We start from the raw sequence: 16,929 nt of genomic DNA on the forward strand, positions 1-16,929 counted from the left end.
CGAGGTATGGTTCGGCGACAGCGATGGGCTCAATGATCTTGTCGTCGTGAACGTCTCAGAGGGTATCGGCACCGGCATCTTCTCCAATGGAAGACTCCTGCGCGGTTCCAATGGAATGGCCGGCGAGTTTGGACATGTGGAGATGGAGCCAAATGGGCATCTCTGCGGTTGCGGCGGACACGGATGTTGGGAGACCGTGGCTTCCAACCAAGCCGGTTTACGGTACTACCAGGAGATCAGTGGGCGCCCCGCACCGCCGACCTTTGCGGCCTTGATAAAGATGGCCCAATCCGATGACCCCCACGCCGTCAAAGCGCTCGAGAAGATGTCCGTCTTTCTGGGCCGCGGCTTGAAGATGGTCGCCTCCGCGCTGGCACCCAGTGAGATCATCATCGTTGGCGACATCACCAGCGCCTGGCATCTCTTTGGTCCCAGGATCGAAGCAGAACTCAAGCGAAACGCCTTCTCTAATGCTCCCAAGCTTCGCCCCTCCTTCGAAGGCAATACCGCGCGACTACGTAGTGCGGTTGCCCTGGTCATGAATCAAGGTCTCAACTGAACCGAAAGGAAATCTGTTTCTTATGCTTTTTGCGGAACCTCGATCTTCGCGTCTCCCGCTGCTGAACTTCTCTCTCTCGCGTCGCATCGGAATGGCTGGCCTCCTCGCTCTCTGTACTTTGGCGGCTTCTCATCCCTCATCCTTCGCGCAGACCCCTTCAGCCTCGCAGGCGAAGAAGCCCGTACCTGACTCGAAATCTTCCGGAGACGCTCCTGACGATCCCGGTCCGCTGGCAACCGATATCTCTGCCGAGCTCAAGCCGAAGGCAATCCAGGCAGTCGTCGAAAAGGTTGCGAAGTGGCAGGTCAAAGTCGCCGAGCCGACGTTCAATCGTCTCTGGACCTATGCGGCACTCTATGACGGTCTGCTCGCTGCCTCCCGGACAACGGGCGATCCCCAGTTCCGCGATGCCGTGCTGAAGTTCTCTGAACAGGAAAACTGGCAGCTGCTCGACAACCGCTTCCCACATGCCGACGATCAGGCGATGGGCAAGGCGTACATGGAGCTCTACCTGTCCGATCCCAAGGGTTCGCGGAAACCGGTCCGGATGGCGAACACAAAGGAGATCATGGACCGGCTCGTAGTCCGCCCCGACGATCCCTCAAAGCTGCTGTGGTGGTGGTGCGATGCGCTCTACATGGCTCCTCCCGTCCTGGCCAAAACCTATCTCGCGACCGGGGACAAGAAGTACCTCGACTACATGGATCACGAGTGGTGGCAGACCTCGAAGGCTCTCTACAACCAGCAGGACCATCTCTACTTCCGCGACGAGCGTTACCTCACCCAGAAGCAGGCCAATGGCAAAAATCTCTACTGGTCGCGCGGAAACGGTTGGGTCATGGGAGGCCTGGTCAAGGTGCTCGAGATCATGCCCAAAGATTCGCCGTACCGGGACAAATACATCGAGCAGTTCCGGCAGATGGCTGAAGAAGTCAAATCCATCCAAGGTAAGGATGGCCTCTGGCGCTCCGGTCTGCTTGATCCTGATTCCTATGAGCTGCCCGAGGTCTCCGGCTCCGCCTTCTTCACATACGCCATCGCCTACGGCATCAACGAGCACATCCTCGACCGCAAGACCTATCTTCCTGTTGTTGAGAAGTCCTGGAAGGGAATGCTCGAGCACGTCTATGCCGACGGTCGCCTCGGTTCGATCCAACCGGTCGATGCGCAGCCGGGCAAGTTCAAGCCTTCTTCGAGCCATGTCTATGGTGTCGGAGGCTTCCTGATGGCCGGGTACGAGATGAACCGTCTCGCCGGTGGCAAAAAACACTAAGCCGCCTGCTTATCCATTCCAATCCCTGCTGCGAAAGATTCTCGCAGTAGGGATTTTCATTGCTCGGTCGACGTCTATGCAATCCAAAGCAGAGGCTGCCGGATGGGAAAGTTCCGGATGACCTCGGGAACAGTGGGATCCGCGTTCAGTCGCTTCCACACCGTGATGTACTCGGGCTTATCGTAGGCGATCCCCGAGAAGAGCAGGGCAGGATTGCGAACCGGGAAATCATCCCAGTGCTCTACGTCGTGCTTGTACGGCCACTTGTCCTTGTCCTGGATGAAAGGGACCATGAACTCCATCATCTTCCCGAGACTGCGGCCATCACCGGTGGCAAAGGTCCAAAGATTATCCTGCCGCGTCGAGATGCTCTGCGCGATTCCGCAAAGCACATCCATATCGAACAACGAATAACTGTAAGGCTTGGTCCGCGCCAGCTCCAACGGCAGGCTGCCGTCCGGGGCAATCTGGTTGGGAACAAGGCTTGTGCGGAAACGATCGCGGCACCACTCCATGACCTCCGTATTGCCGCTGAAACGCGCGAATTCTCCCGCCTGCAGCACCCAGCAGGTTCCATGATTGTTCTTCGCGTCTCGTTCCTCCTGTCCATTCTTTGAGGTGCGCATCCACTCGAGATACTCCGCAAACCACCGGCGAATCTCGCCACCCGTCCTCAGGGCGCTCGCTCGATCCAGCAGCGTGGCAGCCCTTGCCACCTCCACCAGGTGCAGCGTGTCGATAATGCCGATCCCTCGTCCTTTATTTACGCCAAAGATTGCCTGCGCGTATTGGAGGTCAGGATTCATCTTCGTCGCCGGATCGACGAACCACGCCTGCAGATGTTTTGCTGCGTGGTCGGAATACTTCTTCTGTCGCGTAAGCAGCCACGCCGCAGTCAATGCCGGGACAATCAGGCTCAGCCGGATCATCGCCTCCCGATGCGCATTGAAGTTGGCAGGATTACTGAATCCGTCGCGACGAATATAAGGGCCGCCGGGATTCTTGGGGTCCGGCCACCAGTAGTCGCCTTCCGAATAGAAGTCGTGAACGCCTCCCGGACTCCGATCAGAATGCTGCGCCGTAACGGTAACCGGCTTCTCGTCCAGATAACGGTTCGCCGCCGTCATAATCCGGGTACGGTCCGTCGATTCGACCATCGTGTAAGCATTCGGAATAGGTTCGGCCCAGAGGCTCACTTCTGACACAGCCCCGGCTGCACCCGCAGCCAACCAGCAAAACTCTCTTCTTGAAATCTCCCTCATCGTTTCAGTATTCCTCATGCACGCACTTCCACGTTCTACCCGGTCCATTCCACTTCCAAAAGTGCCATCCTGAGCGAGCCCAGCGAGTCGAAGGATCTGCGCCACACTCTCGATCATCGCTCCGGTTCATCATAGCGGCCTCCGCGAAGAGACTGTTCGCCGATCTCAGACGCGCAAATTTCACGAGATTTCACCTTCCATCCTTGACCACTGAATGGTCGTTCAGTATCCTCCTCCCCGTACAGACACGGCTCTGCTACTGAGGAGAATCTCTGCATGGCGAACGGCTCCACGCCCCTCCGCACCATTCGCAAGGTTGCTGTCCTGGGAGCGGGAACCATGGGTTCCAGAATCGCCGCGCACCTCGCCAATGCAGGTCTGCCGGTCCTTCTGTTGGATATCGTCCCCCCTGGGACCTCGGCGGATTCTCCGCGCGCCCAGCGCAGCAGACTGGCGCTGTCGGCCCTGGATCTTCTCAAGAAGGCAAAGCCCGCAGCCTTATACGCTCCAGAAAACAGCCGCCTCATCTCGCCGGGAAACTTCGACGACGATATGCCACAGATCGCAGACTGCGACTGGATCATTGAAGCGGTCGCCGAAGATCTCGCGATCAAGCACGCGCTCTACGAAAGAGTGGTACAGCATCGACACGCAGACGCCATTCTGACCACCAACACCAGCGGACTTCCAGTCAGCAGCCTCGCTGACGGATTGCCCGCCGAGGTTCAGCCGCTCTTCTTCGGAACGCACTTCTTCAATCCTCCGCGTTACATGCAGTTGCTTGAGCTGATTCCGTTGCCGCACACAAGCTCAGAAGCCATCGCGCTTATCTCGAACTTCTGCGATCGCAGGCTCGGCAAATCCGTTGTCATCTCCCGCGATACCCCAAACTTCATCGCCAACCGCATCGGCACCTTCACCATCGGGAACGCCGTGCGACTTATGCAGGCTCAGGGGCTGACCATCGAAGAGGTGGATCTCCTCACCGGTTCGGCGCTCGGCTGGCCGCGCACCGGGACCTTCCGTCTCGCCGATATGGTCGGACTGGACGTGCTGCTGCACGTGGCCCGTAACTTCGAGGCGAAGGCCGCGAAGATCGGCGACGAACGATCTGACGTAAAGCTGCCCGCCTTTATCGAAACCATGCTCGAACGAAAGTGGCTGGGAGACAAGACGGCACAGGGCTTCTACAAAAAGGAAGGGAAGGACCCCGAAGGCCGCGATCTGCGCCAGGTGCTCGACTGGCAGACCCTGGACTACCGGCCCTCTGAGAAACCGAAGTTCCCCTCGCTCGAGATGGCGAAGAACGTCGAATCTACGGGAGCCCGTGTGGCGCAGTTGCTGCAGGCTGATGTCGAGCGAGACAAAGCCGCTCGTTTCTACTGGCCCTTCCTCACGGAGTTGTTTACCTATGCGACCAATCGCGTATCGCAACAGAACTACGAGCCTGCCGCCAGCATCGTGGAGATCGATATCGCGATGCGCACCGGATACAACTGGGAGCTGGGTCCCTTCGAGCTCTTCGACGCCGTCGGTGTGCGAGCAACCACCGACAGGATGCGCGCCGCTGGCGCACCAATCTCTGCAAACATCGAAAGGCTCCTCGCATGGGGCGACAAGAACAATGACCCCGCCCCCACCTGGTACAAAGATGACCGCACGATTCCCAGCGGCCGCCGCTACTTCGATCCATTCACAGACACGTACAAGCCCGTACCGGCTCCAGAGGGAACCTCCTCGCTTGCAATCCTCAAGAAATCAAACGGCGTGGTGAAGAAGAACGCTGGCGCCTCGCTCGTCGATCTTGGCGAAGGAGTGGCAGCGATTGAGCTTCACTCCAAGATGAACGCGCTCGGCGGAGACATCGTCTCCTTCATCACCCAGACCCTCAAGCCATCGAGCGAACCCGTCTCCAACTTCGAGGCCTTCGTCATCACCGGAGATTCCACCAACTTCTCCGTCGGCGCAAACCTCATGCAGCTCCTGCTCACGATCCAGGATGAAGAGTGGGACGACGTTGAGCTTGCCATACGTGCCTTCCAAAACATGACGCAGACGATCAAGTTCTGCCCCCGCCCCGTTGTCGTGGCTCCCTTTGGAATGTGTCTTGGTGGCGGTGTCGAGATCTCGCTTCACGCAGCCGCACGCCAGCCCCACGCAGAGTCGTACATGGGCCTGGTTGAAGCGGGAGTCGGCCTCATCCCGGGCGGCGGTGGCTGCAAGGAGATGCTGCTTCGATCCATCGAGGCCGGGACAGGGATCCGTCACCCCTCGGACGGTGTAGCGGCCCGCGGCGAGTCGGTCGAGATCTTCGAGGCCACAAAGAAAAACTTCGAGACGATTGCCAAGGCAACCGTCTCGACCTCCGCTGCCGAGGCCCGGTCACTGAACCTCCTGCGTGACAGCGATGCCACTACCATCAACCGCGATCGTCTCGTCATCGACGCCAAACTGCGCGCCCGTGCTCTCGCCGATGCGGGATACTCCAGCCCCGTGCCCCGCACGGATATCCCCGCTCCCGGCGAATCCGTTCTGGCCACTCTCAAGCTCGCCGTTTGGACTATGCGCGAGGGCCAGTACATCTCCGACCACGACGTCAGGGTCGCCAACTGGGTCGCCCACATCCTCTCCGGAGGCCACGTCACCCCCGGAACCCTCATCAGCGAGCAATACTTACTCGATCTCGAGCGCCAAGCCTTCCTGTCTCTCTGCGGCGAAAAGAAGACCCAGGAACGCATCGCCTTCACTCTCAAAACCGGCAAGCCTTTACGCAACTGACACGCATATGCCATTGCTCAACTACCGAACGGAGGTGTCATCCCCAGCGAGCAAGAGAATCGAAAAAGCGTTATCCCGAGCAAGCGTCCAGGAAGTTGTCATCCCGGGCAAGTGCTTAAAAAGCGTCATCCTGAGCGAGCGTAGCGAGTCGAAGGATCTGCGGTTGTCGCATGCAGCAATAGACACGAATCGCATGGTCTCCTGAAGGGCACGCGTCCAGCGTGTCGAAGAAAGCGAAGCGAAGGGGCTTTAGCCCCTTGAGGTCGAAGCTATGAACGAAGTCATCATCGCCTCCGCAGTCCGCACACCAGTCGGCAAGGCTCCGCGAGGAACCCTCTGCACTACCCGCCCCGATGACCTTGCGGCCTTCGCCATCAGCGGTGCTCTGGAGCGGCTCCCGCAGCTCGATAAGTCCGAGGTCGAAGATGTAATCCTCGGATGCGCCATGCCCGAAGCCGAGCAGGGACTGAACGTCGCCCGCGTCGCAAGCTTTCGCGCCGGTCTGCCCGTAACTGCCTCTGCCATGACCATCAATCGCTACTGCGCCTCCGGCCTCCAGTCCATCGCGCTCGCCGCAGATCGCATCCGCGGGGGTTCCGCAGAGGTAATCGTCGCCGGAGGAACCGAGAGTATGTCCTGTGTTCCCTTCGGTGGCAACAAGATCTCCATGAACCCCTGGCTTGTGGATCACTATCCCGGCTCCTACATGTCCATGGGGCTCACCGCCGAACGGGTCGCCTCACATTACGGCATCACGCGCGAGGCGATGGACGAGTTCTCCTATCAGAGTCACCAGAAGGCCCTCGCAGCAATTCAGTCCGGCAGGTTTGAGGATGAGATAGTTCCGGTTCCCGTCTCCAGCACGGCCCTCGACGATAAAGGCAAGCTCGATACGACCCAGTCTCTCTTCAAAATCGATGAAGGGCCCCGCCCCAATACCTCGCTCGAAGCGCTCGCAAAGCTCAAACCCGTCTTCCACGCCAAGGGCACCATCACTGCCGGAAACTCCTCGCAGACCTCCGACGGCGCGGCTGCCGCAGTCGTCATGTCGGCCGAGCGAGCCGCCCAGTTCGGCATCAAGCCCCTGGCAAAGTTCATCGCCTTCGCCTACGCCGGCTGCGACCCCGAAGAGATGGGCATCGGTCCCATCCACGCCATCCCCAAAGCCCTCACATTCGCCGGTCTCACCCTCGAAGACATCGATGTCATCGAGCTCAACGAGGCCTTCGCCGCCCAGTCTCTCGCCGTCATCAAGGTGCTCGGTATCGACCCCGCAAAGCTCAACCCCAACGGAGGCGCCATCGCGCTCGGCCACCCCCTCGGCTGCACCGGAGCCAAGCTGACCGCCACCCTCCTGCGAGACATGCCCCGCCGCAACGCAAGGTATGGAATGGTCACCATGTGTGTCGGCGGAGGCATGGGAGCCGCCGGCATCTTCGAGGCGATATGAACAGCCACACTCATCCGATATCCCCCGCGCTCGTCATTCTGAGCGCAGCGAAGAATCCCTGTATTTCGTCTGACCTCATGCGGATGTCAAAGGTAGAACGCCAGAGGAAAGATCGACAAAGACGCCCCCTGTACGACCCGGTCATCCCATCACCCCTTGACGCGCCCTTTATAATAAGAACAGGGACAATTACCAAATTCACAATCTTTCTCAGGCGCATTAGCGATGGCTAACTGCTGCGTTTGGAAGATTTTGCATAGATACACCCGCAAAAATAAAGGGTTTTCGATATCGGTCCAAAGCTAACTTCCATGTTCTGAAGATTTTGCGCAAAAAAGGTAGGGAGGGGAGTCCATGTCAACCACCGCAGTCTCACCGAAGGCAGCCACCCTGAAGATCATCGCCGGCGGCAGCTTTCTTATCTCCAACCCCGCTCCCGCCGACTGTTTCTTCCCCGAAGACTTCACCGAAGAGCAGCGCCAGATCGCCCGAACCACCTCCGAGTTCGCCCTCAACGAGGTCGTTCCCGCCTCCGACCAGATCGAAGCCAAAGACTTTGCCGTCACCCGCCGCCTCATCAAGCACGCAAGTGACCTCGGCCTCACCTCCGTCGATATCCCCGAAGAGTACGGCGGCCTCGAGATGGATAAAGTCACCTCCGCCATCATCGCGGAGAACATCGCCAAACAGGGCAGCTTCTCCGTCGCGTTCTCCGCCCACGTCGGCATCGGAACCCTCCCCATCGTCTGGTACGGAACTCCGGAGCAGAAGAAGAAATATCTGCCGAAGCTCGCCAGCGGCGAGTTCATCGGAGCCTACGCACTCTCCGAATCGACCTCCGGCTCCGACGCCCTCAACGCGCGCACCCGCGCCGTCCTCTCGGACGACGGCCAGAGCTACATTCTCAACGGCGAAAAGATGTGGATCTCGAACGCAGGCTTCGCCGATCTCTTTACCGTCTTCGCCCGATGCGAGGTCAAAGAGGGCAAGGACGCGGGAAAGGAACGCCTGACAGCCTTTCTGATCGAGCGCGGAACCCCGGGCCTGACCATCGGCAACGAGGAGCATAAACTCGGCATCCGGGGCAGCTCCACCTGCCCGCTCATCCTCACCGACTGCACGATCCCCGCCGCCAACCTCCTCGGCGAGGTCGGCAAGGGGCATCACATCGCCTTCAACATTCTCAACATCGGGCGCTACAAGCTAGGCAACGCTGCCGTGGGCGCCGCCCGCATGTGCATCGGAAACGGCATCCGTTATGCGAAAGAGCGCAAGGCCTTCGGCAAGTCCATCTCGGAGTTCGGTCTGATTCAGGAGAAGCTTGCCAACTGTGCCGTCGGAATCTTCATCGGCGAGGCGCTCTCCTATCGCACCGTCGGAATGATCGACGCTGCAATCTCTGCTGTCGACCGGCACGACTCCCAGGCAATTCAGAAATCGATCGAGGATTACGCCGTCGAGTGCTCCATCGTGAAGGTCTGGGACTCCGAGATGCTCGACCAGGTCGTCGATGACCTCGTGCAGATCTACGGCGGCTACGGTTACGTCGAGGACTATCCCGCCGAGCGTGCCTATCGCGACTCGCGGGTCAATCGCATCTTCGAGGGCACTAACGAGATCAACCGCCTCATCATCACCGGCTGGCTGATGAAGTCGGCCATGTCCGGAAGGCTGGCCCTCATGCCCGCCATCAAGCAGCTGATGGATGAGGTCATGGCCGGTCCCGCAGAACGGGAGGAACGCGAAGGTCCTTTGAGTGAGGCATATGGTCTGATCGACAACGCGAAGAAGCTGACTCTCTTCGCCGCCGGAGCCGCAACCCAGAAGTACATGCAGCAGCTCGCCGATCAGCAGGAGGTGATGGCAGCGATCGCTGACATGATCATTGAGCTCTATGCCATGGAGTCGGGAGTTCTTCGTGCCGACAAGATCGCCGGCAAGGGAAGTGCAGAGACCGCAGTAGCGATGGCACGCATCTATGCCGAAGTCGCGATGGACCGGATCGAGCTCGCCGCACGTCGCATCATCGCCACCGTCGCCGAAGGGGACATGCTGCGGACGCAGATCACAATCCTGAGACGGCTCGCGAAGCACGACCCCGCCGATACCATCACGCTGCGCCGCCATGTCGCTGATTCCATGCTGCGTGCCGGGAGATACGCCATCTGACGCGCATGCCCCAAGAGTTGTACCGATCCGGGAAGGGACGGCAGCCAATGTTGCGCAGATCGCCTGTCGTTTCCTTCATACTGATCGAGACCCGTTTTTTCAGGAGATAAAATTTTCCCCAACTGCGTCCTGATGCCCGTAAAACCGTCTATCAGGTCAAATATTTCATCGTCACCCGAAACCTTTTATCCGGCCTCTGGTCTATAGAGGAAAGTCTCCACTCTTGAGCCAGGCGCTTCACAAGTGCTTCACCTGCCTCCTAAAAGGCGTGTGTCTTACCAATGTTGAGTAGGTTGTAGAGCAGAAAATGTCGACTCGTAGCTTTGTGGTACCCCGCCTTCTGATTCCCGTTCTCGCCTTCTTTGGGTTTCTCGTTCCCGCTGCGCACGCCGCGCCACAAAATCGCATCAGCAGGCAAATCACTGATTCGGATCGCGCTGCCGTCCAGCAGACCATCTCTCCTCGAGCTCGGATGGCCTCTGATCTCGGCGAAGTGGCCTCTGATCGCATGCTCTCTGCGGTGAGTCTGCACTTCAATCTCACGGACGCGCAGCAGGCCGATCTTACGCAGTTGCTGCAGGACCAGCAGAATCCGGCCTCCCCGCTCTATCATCAGTGGCTTACCCCGCAGCAGTATGGCGCGCGTTTCGGCCTCTCCACCGCCGATCTACAGAAGGTTCAGACATGGCTTGCCTCTCAGGGCCTGAAGGTCCTCGAGGTATCACCCAGCCGGAACTACGTGACGGTGAGCGGGAGTGCCGGCCAGGTTGAGCGTGCCTTCAGCACAACCCTTCACTCGCTCTCCTACAGGGGCGAGCAGCACTTTTCCAACACCTCTGACCCTCAGCTGCCGACGCCGATTGCGGCTCTGGTCGCCTCCATCACCGGGCTCAACGACTTCAAGCCTCGCTCCCACGCTGTCGTCAAGCCGCACTTCACCTCTGCCGTCTCTGGCGCGCACTTCATCGCGCCCGGAGACTTCTACACCATCTACGACGTTCCGCCCTCTTCTCAGGGGCTGGACGGGACGGGGATCTCCATCGCTGTAGTTGGACAGACTGACATCAGTCTGGCCGATGTGGCGGCATTCCGTTCGGCAGCCGGTCTTTCAGCGAAGGCGCCTCAGATCGTGAAGCCGCCGGTATATGTTGCAGGAACGGTAACCGCCGACGTCGATGAAGCGCAGCTGGATGTCGAGTGGGCAGGTGCTGTTGCTCCGAACGCCACGATCAACTTCGTGACTGTGGGCGCCAGCAGCTCCGCCTCTGTGGTCGACGCTCTCTACTATGCAATCAGCAACAATGTCGCTCCCATCATCACCATGAGCTATGGAAACTGCGAATCGGCCTGGGGGCAGGCCAACATCAACGCAGTCAATCAGGCGCTCCAGCAAGCCAACACGCAGGGCATTACGTTTATCAGCTCCTCGGGCGACGCAGGAGCAACCGACTGCGACTCCACCCCCCCTGCCGACTTTGGACTCACTGTGGACTTTCCAGGCAGCTCCCCTTTCGCGACCTCGGCGGGCGGAACCATGTTCAACGAGGGCTCTGCCACCGGAGCCACCAGTTACTGGAACTCCAACAGCAGCTCCACCACTGCTAACGCAGGCTCAGCCACCGGATATATCCCGGAGGCGGTCTGGAACGAATCCACATCCACCTTGCTGGGCTCAGGGGGCGGAGGCGTCAGCAGCTACTTCAGCAAGCCGACGTGGCAGCAGGGGATCACTCCCGCGGACGGTTCCCGCGACGTTCCCGACATCTCGCTCAATGCCGCAGCCAACCACGACGGCTATCTCTTCTGTTCGCAGGGATCCTGCACCAATGGTTTCCGTAATTCCGCAGGAAATCTAAATGTCGTCGGAGGGACCTCGGCGGTTGCTCCCGCTCTCGCCGGTATCTTCGCTCTGCTCGAGCAGAAATTGGGTGGAGGCGCAGCTGGACGCCTCGGCAATATAAACCCTGTCATCTATGGATTTGGAAGCGGCCAGTACTACGGCAATGCGTTCCACGACATAACCAGCGGCAACAACAACAGCATCTGCCAGCAGGGCACTACCGATTGCCCGAGCGGGGGTTCGATCGGGTACAGCGCCGGTACTGGCTACGACCTGGCCACGGGCTGGGGTTCTCTCAATGTGGCCGAACTTATCAACAAATGGAGCCTTGTCACCCCCGCGGGAACCTCCAGCGGAACCGGCTCGGCAACCGGCACCAATCTTTCCAGCACCACCATCACCTCCTCCGCGGCTCTCTGCAGCATCACCGGCCAGCAGACACTTACCATAAAGGTAGCCAACGGCAGTTCAGCCACAAGCCTGCCAAACCCACCAACACCGACCGGCAACGTACAGATTCTGGTAGACGGCAAAACTCCTGCGGATGGAGGGATAGCCCCTCTCTCAAATGGAACCGCTACCTACACCCTTGTCGGTCAGGCGCAATCCGGCCAGCATACCATCACAGCCGTCTACTCCGGAGACGCGACCTACACGAGCTCCAAAGGAACCCTCGTCGCCGACTTCGTCTCTTCGAGCAATCCGGACTTCGCTCTGACTCCGTGCACCAACTCCACGACCGTCGCATCGGGTGCCACGGCTCCGGGAATCACCTTCACGGCGACCTCTGCGAATAACTTCAGCGGGCCGGTCGCCTTCACGGTCTCGGCAGATTCATCTATCGCAGCCAACATCGCCTTCTCGTCATCGTCGGTAAACGTCTCTGCGGGAACCCCGGCGACGACGACCCTGACCATCATCGCAGCGCAGACCACGGCAACCGGGAACCTGCGTCAACCCGGTGCCTTGCCAAACCTCTGGTACTCCGGAACCGCAGTCTCACTCGCAGGCATCTTCCTGTGGATGATCCCGAAGCGTCGCCGCAGATTCGCTCCGCTTCTAGCACTTGTGGTCACGATCGGTGCGTTCAGTATTTCCGGCTGCGGAGGAGGCAGCAGTAGCAGCCCCAGGAACTCTGGTGGAGGCACTGCTACGACCAACAACACCGCTCCGGGAACTTACATCCTCAACGTGACCGCCACCGCTGCCAATGGAATTACCCATACTTCGGTCGTCACACTTACCGTCAAGTGAGATCTCAGAAGGCCATTCCTACGCACAGTCGGGGAGTGGCCTTCTCAATTCGCTAATCTCCAGCCAGTTTCTTCGCTGGCGGCAGCTTCTCCTCGCACGGCTCCGCGAGATTCATGAGGTAGTTCTGCGCGACGAAGGGCGTTCCCCCCTTTGCCACCCGGACATATTCTCCATCAGGCTGCAGGATCCGTGCTTTCGCGTTGTCTTTCAGGTAGGCGCCCAGAATCTCGTCTCGCAGCCGCTTCTTGAGATTCTCCTGGGTCACCGGAAACACAACCTCGCATCGTTCGACAAGGTTGCGCGGCATCCAGTCCGCGCTTCCGCAATACAGCTCTTCATCGCCTGAGTTGGCGAAAGAAAAGATACGGCTGTGCTCGAGGAACCGTCCGACGATACTGCGAACGCGAATTCTCTCGCTCAACCCCTTCACTCCTGGACGCAGCGAGCACATGCCGCGAACGATCAGGTCGATCTCCACGCCTGCCTGCGATGCGGCGTAGAGCGCCTCGACCGTTCTTCGGTCGATCAGGCCGTTCATCTTGGCGACGATCGCCGCCGGTTTCCCCGCCTTCGCGTGCTGCGCCTCACGCTCAATCAGCGCAACCAGCCTGTCCGCTAACGTGATCGGCGCTACCAGCAGGGGATCGTAGCTCGTCGACTCCGTGTCTGCGGTCAGATAGTTGAAGACCTTTTGCACCGCTGCGGTCAGTTCAATGCGAGAGGTCAGCAGACTGATATCGGTATAGAACCGTGCTGTCACCGGGTTGTAGTTGCCCGTTCCCAGGTGAGCGTACCGGCGTATCACTCCATCCGGGTCTCGACGAACCAGTAGTGCCAGCTTGCAGTGAGTCTTGTAGCCGTAGATCCCGTGGTAGACGCCGACGCCGGCATCTTCCAGCTCTCGCGCCCACCGGATGTTGGAATCCTCATCGAATCGCGCCATCAACTCCACAACCACGGTCACGTCTTTGCTCTGCGCTGCTTCGATGAGGCTGCGGAAGATCGGCGAATCCTTACTTGTGCGATAGAGCGTCTGTTTGATCGAGATCACGTTCGGGTCCATCGCGGCCGCTTCGATGAATGACTCTATCGCTGAGTAGGAATCGAACGGATGATGCAGCATCACGTCGTGCTTTCTCAATTCGTCGAAGATGTCGGTGGACTTCGCTGTAAGTCGGAACTCCCTGGCTACGAACGGCGGAAACTTCAGCGTCGGTCGCTTCGATTCGGAGTAGAGATTCATCAGTCGTGAAAGGTTGACGGGTCCGTCGGTTCGAAACACCTGCCATGACTCAAGTTCAAAGTTGATTCGCAGGCGCTCCACCATCTCTTCGGGGGCGCTGGCCTCGATCTCAAGCCGCACCGCGTCACCCTTGCGCCGGTTGTGTAACTCTGTGCGTACGCTCTCCAGGATCGAGCGCGACTCTTCCTCTTGCAGGTACAGATTGCTGTTACGCGTCACCCGAAACGCGGCCCGGGCCAGCACCTGGTATCCGCGAAACATCTTCTCGACCTGGGATTCGATCAGCTCATGCAGCATGATGAAGTCGAACGATCCCTCCTCGCCGGGCAGGGAGATCAGACGCGGAAGCGCTCTCGGTACCGTCACAACTCCCAGAACCGGCGGAGCACTTCTCGCAGCCGCGCTCTTGCGCTTGTGCTGCAGCAGCAGCCCCACGCAGAGCGCTTTATTGAGGACTCGCGGAAACGGATGCGAAGGGTCGATCGTTACCGGCGTCAGGAGGGGATCTACTTCGTCGGTGTAAAACCGCATCGCGTGGACTCGTGCAGTTTCGGTCAGCTCCTCCCACCGAAGCACCCTGATCTTCTCCCGTTGTAATGCGGGCAGCAGAAGATGGTTCCAGCAGCAATACTGCGCGGCGACAAACGCTCCGATTCGTTCGCTTAGCCGGTTCAGCCGTTCTCTGGCAGTCATTCCGGTTTCATCGGGCGTCGATTGCTGGCGATAGTCGTCTTCAATCCGTTGCAGCGTACCGGCCACTCGGATCTCGAGAAACTCATCCAGGTTGCTGGCAGTGATTGCGAGGAACTTCACCCTCTCCAGCAGCGGATTCTCCGGATCCTCGGCCTCTTCCAGCACCCGCTGGTTGAACTTCATCCACGACTCATCGCGATCCAGAAAGGCGCTGTTTACGACGGGATCCTTGGGCGCCACTTTCTTTCTGCTCGTGCTGCTCTTCTTAACGGTTTTGCTCTTCTGTCCAGCAGTCATAGAGGTCTATGAGATTACCTCACCCTCTCTGTGTAAGTGTGAATAACCCAGCAAATGTTGCTTTTCAGGAATTATCTTTGCTTACATCACAATAAATCCAGCCCATGAACCGTCTCTACAGCAGATGACGCAAAGCCAGACAGATGGTTGGGGTGTAACCGAGCAGGACCGCCTCTTCTCCGAGGTCATGGAACGTACTCGCCCCCGCCTGCGCAGCTTTATCCGGCGGTACGTGGGCGACCCCGGAGAAGCGGAAGACATCCTGCAGGATATCTTCTTCGAGCTGCTCGAAGCCTACCGGATGATGAAGCCGATCGAGCATGTGACTGCCTGGCTCTTTCGCGTCGCGCGCAATCGGATCGTCGACCTGTTTCGACGCCGTCGATCCTACTCTCTGAACGACCAGGCGGGTTCGACCGACGAAGACTCGCCGCTCACGCTCGAAGACCTGCTGCCTTCGGCCGAAGACGGACCCGACGCAGCCTACGCGCGCCGCGTCATGCTTGAGGCGCTCGAAGACGCACTCGAGGAGCTCCCGGCCGAGCAGAGGGAGATCTTTCTCGCGCATGAGGTCGCAGGAACAACCTTTAAGGAATACGCCGCCGCAACAGGGGTAAGTATCAACACGCTGCTCTCACGTAAACGATACGCCGTGCAGCATCTTCGCCGACGCCTGCAGTCCCTCTACGAAGACTTCGGCGGCATCAAGACAAGCTCCAGGGCGGACCACTAAGGAGAACTATATGCGCTCTCGTAGATTGAAAAAGGCAGTGAAATTCGGACTCTTCGCCCTCATCCTGGCGATTGCCGTCGGCTTCATCGTCAAGAACCTGTGGAATCTGCTGATACCGCAGATCTTCGGCTGGCACACCATCAGCTTCTGGCAGGCTCTGGGGCTCTTTCTTCTCGCCAAGATCCTCTTCGGCGGCTTCCATCCTCGAGCGAAAGGTGGTGGATGGAAGGCCCGCATGCGAGACCGCATGGAGCAGATGACTCCCGAAGAGCGTGCGCGTTTTCGTGAAGGCATGCTCTGTGGCCGCCGTCCCTTCGCACGCTCGGTAGAACGTGAAGCCCATCAGTAGTGGTGCCTTGATTCACAGGGAGATTTGTTCATGACCTTTGAAGATATTATCGAGCCTTCTATCGGACAGTTGGCCACTCCTGTCGGCACCGTCGACACTCTCACTCTGCGGTCGTTGCCCGCCTCCATCCGCTCCCATATCGCCGAGCTGGAGATGGAAAATACCCGCCTCCAGAGAGTCGTAGCCGAACTTCTCCTCAAGAACCAGAAACTTCGCGGAGTTTCGGAATAAGCGGCAAGCGGCGGGCAGATCTTCCTCTAGCCCTGTTCTCGCCGAATGCATGTAAAGTGCTTAGAAGACCTTGTCTCAAACTTGGTCGGTTAGCAGGAGAAAGAAATGAGAACCGTTAGATTCGGCATCTTCACCCTCGCATTGGCAACATCTCTTTCGCTGAGTGCACTTGCGCAAGACGCATCGCAGGATCTCAAGAAGGCCGGTCATGAGACGAAGTCTGCCACGAAGGATACCGCGCACGGCGTGAGCAAGGGCAGCAAGAAGGCCTACCATAAGACCGCCGAAGGGACCGAAAAGGCCTACGACAAAACCGCCGAAGGAACGGAAAAGGGCTATGACAAAACAAAGTCCGGAACCAAGAAGGCCTATCACAAGACCAAGAACGGCACGGAGAAGGCAGCGGACAAAGTTACTGGCAAGCCGGAATAACAGCTCAAAAGAAAGAGAGGCCCATCTTCGGATGGGCTTCTTCTTTTAAAGACTCGTCGCCTGGAGTGCATGCTCGTGCGAAGCTGGCCATACCGTCTCTGCTACTAACGCGACCAGCGCGATCCAGTAAACATCTGCCACCAGCAGGTGCAACATCTGCATCCATGTGGGAGCAAGCGTGAGAACATCCACAACCCCCAGGACCAGCTGTAAGCCCAGCAACCCCACCACCATCCGGCTAAGCTTCGAGCGTACCCGTGTGGCCAGCCACAACACGCAGCAGAGACTGATCGCTGCGGCTGCCGGGTGGATCCACCTCATCCTTACCAACAGAGGCGCAGAGCTCGCGAAGTCGGCAGCCAAGGC

At 58.9% G+C, this 16,929-nt stretch carries 13 protein-coding genes; 10 read left to right on the top strand and 3 right to left on the bottom strand.

The features are described from left to right. Together JAO29_RS22770 and JAO29_RS22775 are read left to right on the top strand one after the other, a co-directional pair. Window positions 1-559: ROK family protein (locus JAO29_RS22770; RefSeq protein WP_334270581.1), on the top strand; the 559-nt coding region annotated here is incomplete at its 5' end. Window positions 560-581: 22 nt separating this feature from the next. Then, window positions 582-1,832: a glycoside hydrolase family 88/105 protein gene (locus tag JAO29_RS22775; protein WP_334270582.1), complete on the top strand. Its 1,251-nt coding sequence runs from the start codon at window positions 582-584 to the stop codon at window positions 1,830-1,832. A gap of 74 nt (window positions 1,833-1,906) precedes the next feature. Here JAO29_RS22775 and JAO29_RS22780 read toward each other — a convergent pair whose 3' ends face one another. Then, a complete protein-coding gene (locus JAO29_RS22780; RefSeq protein ID WP_334270583.1) occupies window positions 1,907-3,112 on the bottom strand; it encodes an alginate lyase family protein in 1,206 nt (401 codons plus the stop codon). A gap of 258 nt (window positions 3,113-3,370) precedes the next feature. On the opposite strand from JAO29_RS22780, the gene JAO29_RS22785 reads away from it, so the two are divergent. The 4 genes from JAO29_RS22785 (at window position 3,371) to JAO29_RS22800 (ending at window position 12,585) form a co-directional block, all read left to right on the top strand. Beyond that, entirely contained in the window at window positions 3,371-5,872 is a 2,502-nt protein-coding gene (locus JAO29_RS22785) for a 3-hydroxyacyl-CoA dehydrogenase/enoyl-CoA hydratase family protein (protein WP_334270584.1), read from the top strand. 271 nt (window positions 5,873-6,143) lie between these two features. Next, a complete protein-coding gene (locus JAO29_RS22790; RefSeq protein ID WP_334270585.1) occupies window positions 6,144-7,322 on the top strand; it encodes an acetyl-CoA C-acyltransferase in 1,179 nt (392 codons plus the stop codon). 354 nt (window positions 7,323-7,676) lie between these two features. Further along, a complete protein-coding gene (locus tag JAO29_RS22795) occupies window positions 7,677-9,491 on the top strand; it encodes an acyl-CoA dehydrogenase family protein (protein WP_334270586.1) in 1,815 nt (604 codons plus the stop codon). 307 nt (window positions 9,492-9,798) lie between these two features. Next, the gene (locus JAO29_RS22800; RefSeq protein WP_334270587.1) at window positions 9,799-12,585 is read left to right on the top strand and encodes a protease pro-enzyme activation domain-containing protein; all 2,787 of its coding nucleotides are present in this window, start codon (window positions 9,799-9,801) and stop codon (window positions 12,583-12,585) included. Between the two features lie 52 nt (window positions 12,586-12,637). Here JAO29_RS22800 and ppk1 read toward each other — a convergent pair whose 3' ends face one another. Then, on the bottom strand, window positions 12,638-14,818 hold the full coding sequence (gene ppk1 / locus JAO29_RS22805) for a polyphosphate kinase 1 (protein WP_334270588.1): 2,181 nt from the start codon (window positions 14,816-14,818) through the stop codon (window positions 12,638-12,640). 124 nt (window positions 14,819-14,942) lie between these two features. Here ppk1 and JAO29_RS22810 point away from each other — a divergent pair, with 124 nt between their 5' ends. The 4 genes from JAO29_RS22810 (at window position 14,943) to JAO29_RS22825 (ending at window position 16,563) form a co-directional block, all read left to right on the top strand. Continuing rightward, entirely contained in the window at window positions 14,943-15,551 is a 609-nt protein-coding gene (locus JAO29_RS22810; protein WP_334270589.1) for an RNA polymerase sigma factor, read from the top strand. A 10-nt stretch (window positions 15,552-15,561) separates the two neighbouring features. Further along, window positions 15,562-15,900, top strand: coding sequence for a hypothetical protein (locus tag JAO29_RS22815; protein ID WP_334270590.1), 339 nt, complete (start codon window positions 15,562-15,564; stop codon window positions 15,898-15,900). A 30-nt stretch (window positions 15,901-15,930) separates the two neighbouring features. Next, on the top strand, window positions 15,931-16,131 hold the full coding sequence (locus tag JAO29_RS22820; RefSeq protein WP_334270591.1) for a hypothetical protein: 201 nt from the start codon (window positions 15,931-15,933) through the stop codon (window positions 16,129-16,131). A gap of 105 nt (window positions 16,132-16,236) precedes the next feature. Then, window positions 16,237-16,563, top strand: coding sequence for a hypothetical protein (locus JAO29_RS22825; protein ID WP_334270592.1), 327 nt, complete (start codon window positions 16,237-16,239; stop codon window positions 16,561-16,563). Window positions 16,564-16,608: 45 nt separating this feature from the next. On the opposite strand, the gene JAO29_RS22830 is transcribed toward JAO29_RS22825, so the two are convergent. After that, window positions 16,609-16,929 (bottom strand): COX15/CtaA family protein (locus JAO29_RS22830; protein WP_334270593.1); only part of this gene is annotated, 321 nt, incomplete at its 5' end.

The organism is Edaphobacter sp. HDX4 (assembly GCF_036877565.1).
Lineage (GTDB): Bacteria > Acidobacteriota > Terriglobia > Terriglobales > Acidobacteriaceae > Edaphobacter.

Bases quoted from the DNA above. Each gene is read 5' to 3' on its own strand.
- JAO29_RS22820 (WP_334270591.1), top strand. From the start codon at position 15,931: ATGACCTTTGAAGATATTATCGAGCCTTCTATCGGACAGTTGGCCACT.
- JAO29_RS22785 (WP_334270584.1), top strand. From the start codon at position 3,371: ATGGCGAACGGCTCCACGCCCCTCCGCACCATTCGCAAGGTTGCTGTC.
- JAO29_RS22815 (WP_334270590.1), top strand. From the start codon at position 15,562: ATGCGCTCTCGTAGATTGAAAAAGGCAGTGAAATTCGGACTCTTCGCC.
- JAO29_RS22800 (WP_334270587.1), top strand. From the start codon at position 9,799: ATGTCGACTCGTAGCTTTGTGGTACCCCGCCTTCTGATTCCCGTTCTC.
- JAO29_RS22810 (WP_334270589.1), top strand. From the start codon at position 14,943: ATGACGCAAAGCCAGACAGATGGTTGGGGTGTAACCGAGCAGGACCGC.
- JAO29_RS22795 (WP_334270586.1), top strand. From the start codon at position 7,677: ATGTCAACCACCGCAGTCTCACCGAAGGCAGCCACCCTGAAGATCATC.
- JAO29_RS22780 (WP_334270583.1), bottom strand. From the start codon at position 3,112: ATGAGGAATACTGAAACGATGAGGGAGATTTCAAGAAGAGAGTTTTGC.
- JAO29_RS22790 (WP_334270585.1), top strand. From the start codon at position 6,144: ATGAACGAAGTCATCATCGCCTCCGCAGTCCGCACACCAGTCGGCAAG.
- ppk1 (WP_334270588.1), bottom strand. From the start codon at position 14,818: ATGACTGCTGGACAGAAGAGCAAAACCGTTAAGAAGAGCAGCACGAGC.
- JAO29_RS22825 (WP_334270592.1), top strand. From the start codon at position 16,237: ATGAGAACCGTTAGATTCGGCATCTTCACCCTCGCATTGGCAACATCT.
- JAO29_RS22775 (WP_334270582.1), top strand. From the start codon at position 582: ATGCTTTTTGCGGAACCTCGATCTTCGCGTCTCCCGCTGCTGAACTTC.